General features: G+C 32.3%; 12 protein-coding genes. 8 read left to right on the top strand and 4 right to left on the bottom strand.

Translation table 11 applies throughout. The features are described 5' to 3' along the window. Nucleotides 1-12: 12 nt before the first annotated feature. The 3 genes from gap to AC5ZCW_RS08925 form a co-directional block, all read right to left on the bottom strand. Nucleotides 13-1,017: a type I glyceraldehyde-3-phosphate dehydrogenase gene (gene gap, locus AC5ZCW_RS08935; protein WP_012026555.1), complete on the bottom strand. Its 1,005-nt coding sequence runs from the start codon at nucleotides 1,015-1,017 to the stop codon at nucleotides 13-15. Nucleotides 1,018-1,111: 94 nt separating this feature from the next. Beyond that, nucleotides 1,112-2,098 carry a 6-phosphofructokinase gene (pfkA, locus tag AC5ZCW_RS08930; RefSeq protein ID WP_281633232.1) on the bottom strand — a complete coding sequence of 329 codons (987 nt, stop codon included), beginning with the start codon at nucleotides 2,096-2,098 and terminating at the stop codon, nucleotides 1,112-1,114. 308 nt (nucleotides 2,099-2,406) lie between these two features. Beyond that, entirely contained in the window at nucleotides 2,407-6,948 is a 4,542-nt protein-coding gene (locus AC5ZCW_RS08925) for a translocation/assembly module TamB domain-containing protein (RefSeq protein WP_496119202.1), read from the bottom strand. Between the two features lie 188 nt (nucleotides 6,949-7,136). On the opposite strand from AC5ZCW_RS08925, the gene tsaD reads away from it, so the two are divergent. The 8 genes from tsaD (at nucleotide 7,137) to AC5ZCW_RS08885 (ending at nucleotide 14,383) form a co-directional block, all read left to right on the top strand. Beyond that, nucleotides 7,137-8,159 carry a tRNA (adenosine(37)-N6)-threonylcarbamoyltransferase complex transferase subunit TsaD gene (gene tsaD, locus AC5ZCW_RS08920; protein WP_343541875.1) on the top strand — a complete coding sequence of 341 codons (1,023 nt, stop codon included), beginning with the start codon at nucleotides 7,137-7,139 and terminating at the stop codon, nucleotides 8,157-8,159. A gap of 3 nt (nucleotides 8,160-8,162) precedes the next feature. Beyond that, the gene (locus AC5ZCW_RS08915) at nucleotides 8,163-8,867 is read left to right on the top strand and encodes a 16S rRNA (uracil(1498)-N(3))-methyltransferase (protein ID WP_248727526.1); all 705 of its coding nucleotides are present in this window, start codon (nucleotides 8,163-8,165) and stop codon (nucleotides 8,865-8,867) included. A 172-nt stretch (nucleotides 8,868-9,039) separates the two neighbouring features. Next, entirely contained in the window at nucleotides 9,040-9,678 is a 639-nt protein-coding gene (locus AC5ZCW_RS08910) for a DUF4159 domain-containing protein (protein WP_496119199.1), read from the top strand. Nucleotides 9,679-9,688: 10 nt separating this feature from the next. After that, nucleotides 9,689-10,186, top strand: a complete 498-nt coding sequence (locus tag AC5ZCW_RS08905) for a TrmH family RNA methyltransferase (RefSeq protein ID WP_496119197.1) — start codon at nucleotides 9,689-9,691, stop codon at nucleotides 10,184-10,186. A 284-nt stretch (nucleotides 10,187-10,470) separates the two neighbouring features. After that, nucleotides 10,471-11,430: a zinc metalloprotease gene (locus AC5ZCW_RS08900; RefSeq protein WP_496119195.1), complete on the top strand. Its 960-nt coding sequence runs from the start codon at nucleotides 10,471-10,473 to the stop codon at nucleotides 11,428-11,430. Nucleotides 11,431-11,536: 106 nt separating this feature from the next. Then, entirely contained in the window at nucleotides 11,537-12,628 is a 1,092-nt protein-coding gene (locus AC5ZCW_RS08895) for an AI-2E family transporter (protein ID WP_281633238.1), read from the top strand. A gap of 2 nt (nucleotides 12,629-12,630) precedes the next feature. Further along, nucleotides 12,631-13,812, top strand: a complete 1,182-nt coding sequence (locus AC5ZCW_RS08890) for a class I SAM-dependent methyltransferase (RefSeq protein ID WP_496119193.1) — start codon at nucleotides 12,631-12,633, stop codon at nucleotides 13,810-13,812. Nucleotides 13,813-13,816: 4 nt separating this feature from the next. Beyond that, nucleotides 13,817-14,383, top strand: a complete 567-nt coding sequence (locus AC5ZCW_RS08885) for a hypothetical protein (protein WP_496119191.1) — start codon at nucleotides 13,817-13,819, stop codon at nucleotides 14,381-14,383. Here the strand turns inward: AC5ZCW_RS08885 and AC5ZCW_RS08880 are convergent, their stop codons facing one another. Further along, complete coding sequence (locus tag AC5ZCW_RS08880) at nucleotides 14,384-15,031, bottom strand: M15 family metallopeptidase (RefSeq protein ID WP_496119189.1); 648 nt, start codon at nucleotides 15,029-15,031, stop codon at nucleotides 14,384-14,386. Nucleotides 15,032-15,188 lie beyond the last annotated feature (157 nt).

The following is a 15,188-nucleotide window of genomic DNA, read 5'->3' as shown; positions in this document are numbered from 1 at the left end:
AAATATATATTATTATTTTAAACCTGCAATATGTACAGATAAATCGATTAATTTGCTTGAGTATCCGTACTCATTGTCATACCAAGATACTAATTTGAAGAAAGTAGAGTTTAATCCGATTCCCGCACCAGCATCAACGATAGAAGTTCTTTTGTCTGAGATAAAATCTTGAGATACAACAGCATCTTCAGTGTATCCTAAAATACCTTTCATTTCGTTTTCTGAAGCTTTTTTCAATACAGCTAAGATTTCTTCGTAAGTAGTTTCTTTAGCTACTTTTACAGTTAAATCTACAACAGAAACGTCAGCAGTAGGTACACGGAAAGACATTCCAGTTAATTTTCCATTTAAAGATGGGATTACTTTTCCAACCGCTTTAGCAGCACCTGTTGAAGAAGGAATGATATTGATTGCAGCAGCACGTCCACCTCTCCAGTCTTTTCTAGAAGGTCCGTCAGCTGTCATTTGAGTTGAAGTAGTTGCGTGAACAGTAGTCATTAAACCTTCAACGATTTCGAAATTATCGTGGATAACTTTAGCTAAAGGAGCTAAACAGTTTGTAGTACAAGAAGCGTTAGAAACAACTAAATCAGAAGCTTTTGCAGTTTCGTGGTTCACTCCCATTACAAACATTGGAGCATCAGCAGAAGGAGCAGAAATGATAACTTTCTTAGCACCACCTTTTAAGTGCTCACTTGCAGTTTCGATAGTTGTGAAGATACCAGTACATTCAGCTACTACATCTACATCAACTTCGTTCCATTTTAAGTCAGCTGGATTTCTTTCTGCAGTGATACGGATATTTCTTCCGTTTACATATAATTTTCCTTCTTTAACTTCTACAGTTCCGTTGAAACGACCGTGAACTGAATCATATTTTAATAAATAAGCTAAGTGGTCTACGTCTAACAAGTCGTTGATTGCAACAACTTCTACATTATCTCTATTGAAAGACTCTCTAAAAACGATTCTTCCGATACGTCCAAATCCGTTTATTCCTAATTTTACTTTTGACATTTTACTAAATTTTTTGCTTTTGTTTTTATTACACTATTTCAAAGTCTAATTTCCTCACAATAAACTTCTCTTCTTTTTAAACTTTTTATATTGATTATGTAGACATAATGTCTGACACTCTTAATAATTCTCTATCAATTTCTGATTTTCCTTTGATAGCCTGCTCCAATGGCGTTAAGATCACTTTATCTTCACGAAGTCCAACCATATAATTTGATTTTCCTTCAATTAAAGATTCAACTGCTTTAACTCCTAGACGGCTTGCCAAAACACGGTCAAAACAAGACGGAGAACCACCACGCTGCATGTGTCCTAAAACAGAAACTCTTACATCGTACTCAGGCAAGTTAGCTTCAACGTAATCTTTTAATTCGAAAACATTTTTACCAATTTTATCCCCCTCTGCAATTACAACTATACTAGATGATTTTCCTGATGCTTTACTTTTTTGAAGTGAATCTAAAAGACGATCTAAACCTAAATCTTCTTCAGGAATAAGGATTTCTTCTGCTCCTGCACCAATACCTGCATTAAGAGCAATGTGACCAGCATCTCTCCCCATAACCTCTACAAAGAAAAGACGGTTATGAGAACTTGCTGTATCTCTAATTTTATCGATACAGTCTACAACAGTATTTAAAGCGGTATCATACCCTAAAGTAAAACTTGTACCAAAAATATCATTATCAATTGTACCTGGAATTCCCATTACAGGGAAACCAAATTCTGCATTAAAAATTAATCCTCCTGTGAAACTTCCGTCACCACCAATAACAACCAAAGCATCTACACCAGCCTTAACAAGATTCTCGTGTGCTTTTTTTCTACCTTCAGGGGTTCTAAACTCAACTGAACGAGCCGATTTTAAGATCGTTCCACCTTTGTTTACAATATTATTTACGCTTCGTGGTCCCATTTCTTTGAAGTCTCCTTCAATCATTCCTTGATACCCTCTATAAATTCCGATGCATTCTATATTATGGTATGCGCAAGTTCGAACAACTGATCGTATTGCAGCATTCATTCCAGGTGAATCTCCTCCTGAGGTAAGAACACCTACTTTTTTTATTGTTTTTGGCATTATTTAAGTATTAAAGTGTAAAATTAGCAAACATTCAGCACTTTTCGGGTTACGATTATCATAAATTAATAAAATCTGTTAAATTCAAACGTTTTCGTTAATAAGTTTTTTCTAGGAAAAAATTTCATTAAAAATAATAAAACGCTATTTTTTTAATTAAATCGTCAAAATTAACAATACCCTAATGAAGTGTTATAAAAATAGAATTTCCCGCTCACATGGAAAATTTTAAAAGAGTGCCTAAATTTAGCACAAAAAAAACCATTATGAGAATAATGGTTTTATAAAAGGCTATTTTTAACAAAGTGTTAATAATCGTTGTCTGGAATTAGTCCTTGATTATTGCTTGGTGTATGTTCCTGTTCTTTTTTCTTCTTTTCTTCTTCTTTTTTCTTTTTCTCCTCCTCTTCTTTGGCTTTCTTCTTGTTTTTATCTGAATCTTTCTTACTAGAGAAATTCATATAATCAGGAAGATAGGAATCCTGAAGTTCATCATGAGAAGAATTTTTTACCGCTTTTTCAATTTTATGGTTTTTAAACAGCTTGTTTACAAGCTCACTAAAGGTATCAAAATCTACTTCGTAAGAAATACCGACACCTTGCGTATAACCAATTCCCTGTCCTATATAATTAATATCATTTTCTTTATTAAACAAACGAAGGTTCATTGTACCATCTTCATTTACACGATATAGAATTTCGATATCTCCAACAATTGCAGATTCGTTAACACCTCCAACAGGAACTCCTAATTTTCCGTTGATCGTGATTCTTTCATTAATCTGAGAAGATATATTAGCCACAAACTGTCCATCTACTTCCTGCCCTGTTCTTCTGTCTGCAGCGATATAATTTAAATCGATATTTACTTTATCGTTATCCGACTTAATAATGCCCCCCAATAAACTCGAAGCTGTTTCTGTCAATGTTCCAGAAAAATCTCCTTGGCTAAATCCGTCGGTACTCATAAACGAACCAGTCGATAATAAATAAAGTGCTTGTGTCTGACGAATATCTTTATCGTCTAACTTATATTGTATCTCAGATTTTAAAACATTACTTACCGATGGGAATTGGATATCAAAATTAGGTTCTGGACTCGCCAAATCTCCTCTTAATCCAATTACAACTTCTACTGGAACTTTTTTATTGAATGAAGACGTATTATCTAAAAGAACAGCCGGATTGGCCTGAGTTTTATAAACTGCTTCTAAATTCAGCTGAGCACGCATCGGGTTTCCTTCCCAAATAATCGAACCTCCTTTTTTAACCGTAAACTTTTTATCGATAAGACCACCGTATTTAAAATTATAAGTTCCTTCGTATGCCTGGAAATCCCCCCACATATTAAATTTACCTAACGTATTGATTTTAAATAAAAGCGATCCATATCCTCTTCCTTTCATACCATGTCCCGAATTTCGATCTAATATAACTTCTACTTCCGCATCTGGCGTAATATCAAAATCAAATTCTAGTTCAAGTCCGTTATAATCTCTTGTTTTTTCGACAATTCCGTTCTCTAGATTATATTTTTCTTTTGGCGTTACAAAATGAATCCAGCTGCTTTCACCAACACTTTGTGTATTATTAATTGGAATCTTAACTTCGGTACCTTTTTCAGATTTTGCATCTACCTTAATAAATAATCCCTCTACAGGACCTTTTATACTGGCCGTTCCGTTTATGAATGCTGTTCCGAAATAAGCTGCATCATCACTATCTTTTGTATCCAGCGCCACTAAACGTTTAGAAGTAATATTTAAATCTAATTTCCAATCACCAAAATTATTATGTTCGATACTTCCATTCAACAGACCTTTTGTGCCATATTTAGTATCTGTTAACTGATTATTTCTAAAGAGGAATTTTTCATTAGTCAAATCAATAACTGTTCTATCACTTAATTCATAATCGGTATTAAGATACGGAATCGTCATTCCTGCCTTTTCAACATACAAACGCCCGTTGATTTCTGGCTTTTTCAAATTACCAACAACAGCAGCATTTCCAGAAACAGAACCGCGAACATTAGACAAAACATCACCTCCTATAGTTCCTAAAGTAGCAAGATTGAAACCTTCTAGTTTTAGGCTCATATCTAAAATGGTTTCTTTATTCTCTACAGCAAAAGTTCCGTTTGCTCTAAATGATTCTGTAAAACCATTTTGAATCGATGAATTAACGGTGAATTTCTTAAAAGATTCATCACCAGAAATATCAAAATTAAGCGTACCAAGTTCTGTCTTGTTCATCACAAGATGATCAATCTTTATGGATGCTGTGGGCTGATAAATATTTTTATTCTGCTTATAATTGACATTTCCATTCAAATTACCATTAAATACAAACTTAGAATTGACGGGGGTTATTTTATTAATATCAACATCTTCAAAAGTCAGTTCGAGATCTTTATAATCTGTTCCTTTTATAACTCCGTTTAAATCAATTTTCTGATTTTCATGAGATAAAACAATATTATCAAACGTGAAATTTTTAAAGAACTGATCAAAAATAATCTGATTATCTTTTTCAGCATCTTCGTTTAAGTACCAGATATAGTCCTTAAACTTCATTTCCGATTTCTTGATTCCGACAATATTATTTTTACTCTTGTCTATCGTATGATATAAATCTAGATTAAAATAATCTTCTCCTTTATCTCCACCTTTAAACTCAGAACGAACAAAAAGCGTGTCATTTGCTGTAACGTTAATCAAGTTAAAATCACGTATTTTATAATAAGGTGTTTTTATACTATCTAATTCGACATAAGCATTATAAAGCGGGTTTTTATTATCAATATTGATGCGAATATTATCAAATGTATTTTTGTCTGCTGTAATTTTTTTCGATCTAAAACGGAATTTAAATTCCTGTAAATCAGAATCTATTTTTCCTCGTACAACTGTAGATGAATCAATATTTATTTCTGGATAAAGCATTTCGACTACTTTGTCGTAAACGCGGAAATTAAAGGTTAAAAATTGCCCTTTTTTCAACTTATAGGGCTTATAATTGGTATATAAGCTTCCCACAGAATTCATAACCAATTTATCCAATTGGTCAAATCTAAATTTACCCACGATTTTCCCGTCAACAACATCATTCGAGCTAATAGTTATTGTTCTCAAACGATCTGCATCGAAACTGGAGTTCAAATTTACTTGATCAAAAACATAAGTCGCTTTTGGATTCTGATATTCTGCATCATTAATAAAAATGTCTCCTTGCAGATTTTCAATAGAATTCCCAGACAGCTGAACCACAACATCTCCTTTAAAATGTGAAATCGAATCGCCCACGAATTTAAGTTTTCGCAAATCTGAATTTTCAACATTAATATGAAAATCATAACGATTTTCTCTTTTACTCAAATCAAGCAATCCATCAAAACTCAAATTTAAGTTCGGATCATTTATCGCAATTTGTCCTTTATAATATGGAAGTTTAAAATTTCCATTGACTACAATATTATTATAAGTGTATTTATTGTAATCCAGTTTTGCAATATCTCCTTTAATAACCGTATTCAAATATTTTTCAGTAAAACCAACTCCGTCAACATCAAGATTCAACGTTGTTTTGCCAATATCTTTTCGATTTAAAACAGCACCAACATCAAAATTATTTAAAATAATATTTCCCGAATACGATGCTCGGTCAATAAAATCCATATTATTCATATGAAGATCCACTTGTCCATTTCCTAAATCAGTGGCAATTTTGAAATCAGTTTCCAATGCTGTGGTTGAAACTTTTGCTTTTCCGACAATATTAAACTTACCAATTCGCTTCATTTCCGTAGGAAGTCTTTTTCCTAAAACTCCAGGAAGCAAAACCACCAAATCATCATAGCTGGAAAGTAGTTTGCTAAACTTTCCATCCATAGAAAACTTCTGCGTTTTACTACCCAAAAGATTTCTGAAATTGATTGTTCCATTAATTTTTGATCCATTTGTATCGCTTAGCCTCAATCCTGTAAGCGTCATATTGTTTAACGGACCATCTAATTTGGTTTTCAATTTAAAATGCTGATTTTTACCCAGACCATCATAAAAATGACGAATATCGTTGGTTGCAATAGAAGAAGAATCTATCAAAACATCAAATCGAACTTTATCTGTAAAGTCAAGAAAATCTGATGGTTTATAATTTAAGATTGCAACACCATAAATTGAAGATCTTTTGGTTTTAATAGCCAGATTTTCAACTTTAATCTGTTTTTTGGTATAACTAAATTTTCCAGCAAAATTAGAAACATACAAACCACGGTGATCCATGAATGAAAATCTGTGAATGTTTGTATTCACATCTGGTCCGTATAATTTGAACTCACTGATATAAGCATTTAGTTTTGTGAAATCTAGAAATTTAGGAATCGTTTTATTTTCATCAACAACAGAAAATCTACCTTTTTCTATGTACGCGTTTTTAGCCGTTAAAAGAAAATGTTTTGTTGATTTTTTCTTTGGCGTATTTTCTACCTCAAAAGCTTGAATGAACTTATTAATATTATTTTCATCTTCGCCTTTGTACGTTTTCAGATTAAAGATTAAACCTGTAAGGCGTAAATCTCCAAAAATTAAATCTCCGTCCAACAATCTACTGAAACTGGCAATATCAGTCGTAATGATATCCGAATAAATCATCGTTTTTTTATGATGATCTAAAATCGTCACATTCTTCAATTTTACTCCGCCAAAAATATTAATCGCCGTTTTTTCAACATTAATATTAACCTTGTAATCTTCGTTTAATGAGTTGGTAACGTAATTAGCAATCTGTGTCTGAACGACAGGAAGAGATAGTATGATAGCGAGCGCTAACAAAAGTAAAATCAACCCCATTAGGATTCTTGATATTATTTTCTTTACTTTTTTGATAGCTTCTTTAATTTTAGTTTTTCTATAATTTATTTTGAACAGACAAAGAGCGGCTGTTTTTGATAAAAATTCTTTAATTTTGGGGCACTGCTTAAATCAAAGAAATATAATCATTTGATTTGTCAAATATAATTCAAAATTTGTGCCTTTATATGCAAAATCCAGAGGTTTTTATTCTAGCCATCGAAAGTTCATGCGATGATACTGCTGCCGCGGTTTTACATAACGACAAAGTATTGTCAAATGTTGTTGCCAATCAATTAATTCATAATCAATACGGAGGTGTTGTTCCTGAATTGGCTTCCCGAGCACATCAGCAGAATATTGTCCCTGTGATCGATGCTGCACTTCGTAAAGCAAATGTACAAAAAGAACAGTTAAGCGCAATCGCATTTACACAAGGTCCAGGTCTAATGGGGTCATTATTGGTGGGAACTTCTTTCAGCAAATCATTATCATTAGCCTTAAATATTCCGTTAATTGCTGTAAATCACATGCATGCTCATATATTGGCTCATTTTATTGACGAAGAAGGTTATGACAAACCAGAATTTCCTTTTTTAGCTTTAACGATAAGTGGCGGACATACGCAAATTGTAAAAGTGAATAGTTTTTTTGATATGGAAATTATCGGAGAAACGACCGATGATGCTGTCGGCGAAGCTTTTGATAAAAGTGCCAAAATTCTTGGACTTCCTTATCCTGGTGGACCTTTGATTGATAAATATGCGAAGGAAGGAAATCCGAAAGCGTTTCCTTTTACAAAACCGAAAGTTCCGGGATTAGATTTTAGTTTCTCTGGACTAAAAACGGCTATTCTATATTTCATTCAAAAAAACAAACAGCAGAATCCGAATTTTATTGAAGAAAATCTCAATGATATTTGTGCTTCTATCCAGCATACCATTATCGAAATTTTGATGGATAAAATTAAATTGGCTGTAAAAGAAACTGGAATTACACAAATTGCAATTGGCGGAGGAGTTTCGGCAAATTCTGGAATTAGAAATACATTAAAAGAAACCGAAAGCAAATATGGCTGGAAAACTTTTATTCCGAAATTTGAGTACACAACCGATAATGCTGCAATGATTGGAATTGTAGGTTACCAAAAATACTTATCTAATCGTTTTGAAACTTCTGCTGTGGTTTCTAAAGCAAGAATCCAATTTTAAATCATGCAGTTATTTTTTAATCCGAATATAGACGAAACAACCGAAAGTTTTTCTTTTGACAAAGAAGAAAGCCGTCATATTATAAAAGTCCTTAGAAAAAAAGATGCCGATATTTTGCATGTTACAAATGGTTCTGGATTATTGTTTGAAACTCAGATTACTTTGGCTTCAGATAATAAATGTATTGTTGAAGTTCTCAACATTACGAACGCTGAAAAACCAAAGTTTCATTTGCATTTGGCCGTTGCGCCAACTAAAATGAATGATCGTTTTGAATGGTTCTTGGAAAAAGCAACCGAAATTGGAATTCAGGAAATCACGCCAATTTTCTGCGATCGTTCTGAACGAAAAGTGATTAATCGTGATCGTTTTGAAAAAATCATTCTTTCGGCAATGAAACAGTGCAACGAAACTTTTCTTCCAAAATTAAATGAAGCTATTTCGTTTAAAGAGTTCATTAAGCAAAAACAAAATGGCTTACAGCTAATTGCACATTGCGAAGAAACAGACAAAAAATCGCTAAAAGAAGTTCTAAAACCAAATGAAGATGTTACCATTTTAATTGGACCGGAAGGCGATTTTTCCGAAAAAGAAATTGCGTTGGCATTAGAAAATAATTACAAACCTGTAACTTTAGGAAATACCCGTTTAAGAACAGAAACAGCTGCTGTTGTAGCTTGTCATAGTGTTGTTTTTTTTAATGAATAAATAAATGTAAGGACAATTAAATTTATCATTTCAAGAGAACAAATCAACTCAATATTGTCATTTCGACGAAGGAGAAATCTCTGCGAGAAGCTCCGCAACGAAAAGCCAAACTTTGTAGAGTTGCTTGTGGAGATTTCTCCTTCGGCGAAATGACAAATAAAGATCTAAAAGAATGAAAAAAATATTCTATCTATTTTTACTAATTTCAATCTCTTCTTTTTCTCAAGAAATTGCTTTGCTAAAATACAGCGGTGGTGGCGATTGGTATGCAAATCCAACTTCTTTGCCTAATCTAATTAGTTTTTGTAATGCCAATATAAATACTCGTATTAAAAGCAAACCTTCGACTGTAGAACCAAGTAATCCAGATTTGTTTTCGTATCCTTTTGTGCACATGACAGGTCACGGAAATGTTGTTTTTAGCGATTCTGACGTAGCCAACTTAAGAAACTATCTTACAGCCGGCGGTTTTCTGCATATTGATGACAATTACGGAATGGATCAATACATTCGAAAAGAAATCAAAAAGATATTTCCAAATAATAATTTAATAGAGCTTCCTGCGAATCATCCTATTTTTCAAAAACCGTTTCCTTTCCCAAACGGATTGCCAAAAATTCATGAACATGACGGAACGCGTCCGCAGGCATTTGGCATTTTTATAGACAATAAATTGGTTCTACTTTATACTTATGAATGTGATTTGGGCGATGGCTGGGAAGATCTCGAAGTTCATGACGATCCGGCAAACGTAAGAGACAAAGCCCTAAAAATGGGCGCAAACATTATCAATTATATTTTTACCAATTAAATTTTAGAAAGTGCAGCTTACTCACGAAGAAAATCAATTTGAAAGAAAAACATTTCCCATTACTTTGATATGTGATCATATTTATTTTCAGCAGAATATTGGTTCTTTATTCAGAATTTCTGAAGCTTTCGGAGTTGAAAACATCATTTTTTTTGGAAAAGATATTCCGCTTACACCTCGCAAAATCAACAAAACTTCTAGAAGCACACATCTTCATGTTTCGCATTCTGTAATAGAAGACTACAATGAGATTTACTCCTTTTTAACTGTCAATGACTTTGAAATTATTGCTTTAGAAATAACTTCAAACAGTAAACCTTTGAAAGAAGTTACGATTCCTGATAACAAAAAAATTGCACTTTTGATTGGAAGTGAAATTAACGGAATATCTGAAGAACTTCTTAAACTTTCTAATCAAATCGTGCATATCAATATGTTTGGCAAAAACAGCAGTATGAATGTGGTGCAGGCTGCGAGTATTGCACTTTATGAAATTACATCTCTGTAAAAAATCATTCTTCAAGTATTTTGTTTCATTTTTGCATCAATTTAACCGTTTTAAATTATCGATAAAGTACAGATAATCAAGACAAAACACATTCAAAAAACATAAAAGAAAGAAAAAACTTATTAATATTTTTATTTCATTTTTTGTAGGAATCAGCACCTGTAAGGCTTTGTAAAATTTCTGACAAAATATTCTTTGTAATATTTTTCCACAATAATTTTTTGTTATAAAATTGCTGCAATGTTTAACTAATCAACATTTTTATAACAAAAACTCAAATTATTATGAAAAAAGTTATTATTACCACATTTGCAGCATTAATGCTGTTTGCATGTCAAAATGAACAATCTGATTCTGCCAATGCAGATGCAAGTGTTCCTGCAAGAAGAGGCTGTGCAACACAAGAAGTTTTAGAAGCTCAATTGAAAGCCGATCCTATGTTGGCAATTAGAATGAACGAAATCGAGACTTTTACCGCACAACACGCAGGTTCAAATTTTACTGGTCGTTTGGTAAATGGAAAAATTGAAATTCCAGTTGTAGTAAACGTTTTATACAAAACTGCTGCACAAAACATTTCAGATGCACAAATTCAATCACAAATTGATGTTTTAAACAAAGATTTTAATGCTTTAAACTCCGATTACAATAATGTACCAGCATTATTCTCAGGAGTAAAAGCTAACATCGGAATTACTTTTGTTTTAGATCAGGTTATCAGAAAATCGACAACTAAAACTTCTTGGGGAACAAATGACGCTATGAAGAAAACAGCTCAGGGCGGAATTGCTCCTACTTCTCCAACTACAAAATTAAACTTATGGTCATGTGTTATTGGGGGCGGAATTTTAGGTTATGCACAATTCCCTGGTGGCGCTTCTGCTACTGACGGAGTGGTAATTGATCCTAAATACTTCGGATTATCTGGTTCTGCAAATGCTCCATATAACTTAGGAAGAACAGCTACACACGAAGTTGGTCACTGGATGAACTTACGTCACATTTGGGGAGATGCAACTTGCGGAAGCGATCTTGTTTCTGATACTCCTACTCATAACACAGCAAACTACGGAGTTCCTGCTTACCCTCATTACAGCACTTGTACAGGTACTCCTGTAGAAATGACAATGAACTACATGGATTATGTTGATGATGCAGCAATGTACATGTTCTCAACAGGACAGAAAAATAGAATTTCGGCTATTTTTACAACTGGAGGAGCAAGAGCCGCTTTTGCACAATAAGCTGAAACTAAAAATATCAATAAAGCGAGATGAATCATCTCGCTTTTTTTGTTTATCCATAAATTTTAGAATGCTTTTTCCTATATTTATAGTCTAAATTTTAAGCATGATCACATCAAAAACTATTTCTAATGGAATATTAAGAGCCTTAGCTACAATTTTAATAATTGGCATCGTCTTATATTTTTTATATGAAATTCAAACTGTAATTGTCTATTTGTGCATTTCGCTAATATTGTGTTTGATTGCCAATCCGATGGTGTTGTTTTTAAAGAACAAATTAAAATTCAGCAATTCGATTGCCGCTACAACGACAATTATCTTTTTCATTTTTCTAATTGTGGGCTTTATTTTATTGTTTGTTCCTTTAATTATTTCTCAAGCAAATAATCTGGCACTTCTTGATACAGCACATCTACAGGCTCAATTTATAGAAACAGAAAACAGTCTTGAAAAATACTTTAATATTCCGCATATAGATTTGAATAAAGTTATAAAAGATTCTAAACTTATTTCATTCTTAGATTTCAGTTATTTTACAGGATTCATCAACACTATAATCAACTTTATGGCCGATATGGGAATGGGATTGGTATCTGTATTTTTTATTACTTTCTTTTTCATAAAAGATCAGGATATCTTTAAAGATCAGGCTAGAAGAATATTGCCAGATTCAAATGAAGATAAAATTTTAAATTCAGTCACAAAAATAAACCATTTGCTAACTCGCTATTTCATTGGTCTATTACTACAATTAATTGTTGTATTCATTCTCTATCTAGTTGTATTGCTAATCTTCGGAAATAAAAATGCTTTTGTAATTGCTTTTTTATGTGCCATTTTAAATATAATTCCCTATTTGGGGCCTATTATTGGAACAACTTTAGCTGCAATTCTGACTATGATAAGCATGATTGGAAAGGATTTTCAATCAGAAATTCTGCCAACAACAATCTATGTCGTTATTGGCTTTTTATTGGTACAGGCAATTGACAACAATATTAGCCAGCCAATAATTTCGTCAAAAAGTGTAAATTCGCACCCGTTAGAAATATTCTTGGTTATATTAATCAGCGGTATTACGTTTGGAATTGTCGGAATGATTATCGCAATTCCTGCATTTACAATGATTAAAGTAATTTTAAAAGAGTTTTTCCCTGACAACAAAATCGTCTCCGTATTAACCGAAAGAATTTAGCTTTGAACAATCCTATTTTGCATCCAGATATTCAAGAATTTATAATTCAAAATACTGGTGCAGATATAACAAAATTGGCGCTCCAAAAAAATCCATTTCCCGATGTAGACTGGATTTTAATATTAAATCAAATTGAAGCACGAACAAAAGCAAAGGAAAAACTTCCGACTTGGTTTGCAACCGAAAACATCATTTATCCGAGTAAAATTTCTGTAGAACAAACCTCTTCAGAAAAAACAGCAGCTTACAAAGCTTCTTTGATTTCAGGTGAAACTTTAATTGATTTAACTGGCGGTTTTGGCGTTGACGATTATTATTTTTCGAAGAAGTTTAAAGCCATAACGCATTGCGAAATAAATGAAGAATTATCTGGAATTGTAACCCACAATTTTAATCAACTAAAAGTTAAAAATTGTACATTTTATACTGGAGATTCCATCCATTTATTAGAAGAATCAAACCAAAAATACGATTGGATCTACATTGATCCATCTCGAAGAAATGACAGCAAAGGTAAAGTTTTCATGCTGAAAGACTGTTTACCAAATGTTCCTGAATTACTTGATTTTTATTTCGAAAAATCAAATTCCATTTTAATTAAAACTGCTCCATTATTAGATATTTCAGCAGGATTATCAGAATTAAAAAATGTAAAGAACATTCACATCATTGCACTAGAAAACGAAGTTAAAGAACTGCTTTTCGAAATTCATAGAGGATATGCAGGCGAAATAACTTTAAAAACGGCCAATATCTTAAAAGATAAAACTGAAACTTTTGAGTTTGTTTTAGACAGCGAAACTCCATCACTTTCTTACGGTTTTCCATTACAATATCTTTACGAGCCAAATGCGGCAATCATGAAATCTGGCGGTTTTGATCAAGTTAGCAATGCTTTTCAGATTAATAAATTGCACAAACATTCTCATTTATATACTTCAGAAAGTTTAATTGATTTTCCTGGAAGAAAATTTGAGGTTCAAAAAGTCCTTTCATACAATAAAAATGAAATGAAAAATGAACTAGCCAATAAGCAGGCTAATATCACCACTCGTAATTTTCCTGAGACTGTAGAGAACATTAGAAAAAAATGGAAAATAAAAAATGGAGGAAATTTGTATTGTTTTTTTACGACAGATGTAAAAGATAACAAAATAGTTTTAATTTGCACCAAAATAATCTAACACAATGAAACAATTAATTACGCTAACTCTATTTTTATTAACCTTTACCACATTTGCCCAAAAACCTTGTGAATACAGTGTAAATGTAAACGACTCTATTGGATCTTATAAAATAACAAATGAATATTTGATGAGTGAGAAATATTTCGGCGGAAGCTTTAATTATATCTTCTTCTCTTTGGCTCAAACAGATGGTTTACCAACATTGAACCTACAATCTATCCAAAAAAGCAAAGATTTTATTAAGGCAAACTGTTTTGATAAAAACTCAAAAATATTTTTGCAATTAGAAAACGGAAAGATTGTGACATTGATGCACATCAATCAAGAGAATTGCGGAACACTTGTTCGTGACGAAAAAGGTTTTGACAACCGTATCAATACAGGGATTTTTATGTTTATGAAAGACAATTATGAAGAACTGAAAAAATCTCCAATTTCTATAATGCGAATAAAATACCTTACCAATACAGAAGATTATATTGTAAAACGAGAACTTACTTCTGAATTAACTGGAAAGGTAACGAATCCGAATACTTATTTTATGGATAATATCAGGTGCGTTGAGTAATTAATCGCATTTCCATTTCTGGTTAGAAACTTTATCTTTTAAACCTGTTTTTAAATTATAATGCCACCATTCAGAATCAAAAGAGTTAAAGCCATTTTTAATCATGGTCTTTTTCAAATAAGCTCTATTAGAAAGAATTTCTTTTGAAAGCTGTTTAAAATTATGGCTCGCCATAATTCCAAAAAAATCAAAAGAAGTTCCCATATCCACTTCTTTTCCGGTTATATCGACCAAAGAAATATCTACGGCTCCTCCTCTATTGTGGATGGAGCCTTTTTTTGGATCGGCAACGTAGATCGGATTCGACACAATCTCCCACATTTTCTTCTGAATATCCAAAGGCCTGTAACAATCGTAAATTTTAATTCTATATCCTTTTTTTAAAAAATCTTTATTGGCTTCAACTAGCGCTTTTACAGTTTTTAAACGAAGCATACATTCTGCACAATCGTAAACTTTTGTTTTTAAGAAATTATCCTCGGTCGCATATTTCATATCATAAACAAAATCGTTGCTGTAATCTCGTAGATTCACAAAAGTAGTATCCGAAATTTTCACTTCAGCTGATGCAGTATACGTTTCATTTTGAGCATGTAAACCTCTTATTCCAAAAAGAAAAAAAACTAAAATCTTGAGAGTATATTTCATGGTTAAACGATTTTAAAAATTGAAATTAAACAAAAAATTCTTAAAAACCGATTCTAAGATTTTCCTTTAAAACTAAAAACCTATTTTTTTGAATCCAGAATTCGTCATAAATTACTTTCAAACCAAAGTTTATTTTTAATATCTTTATGAGAATTAG

This window comes from Flavobacterium sp. PLA-DH12 (assembly GCF_059511845.1).
The sequence above is the reverse complement of the archived record's forward strand: the minus strand, read 5'-3'. Positions and strand labels throughout refer to the sequence as shown.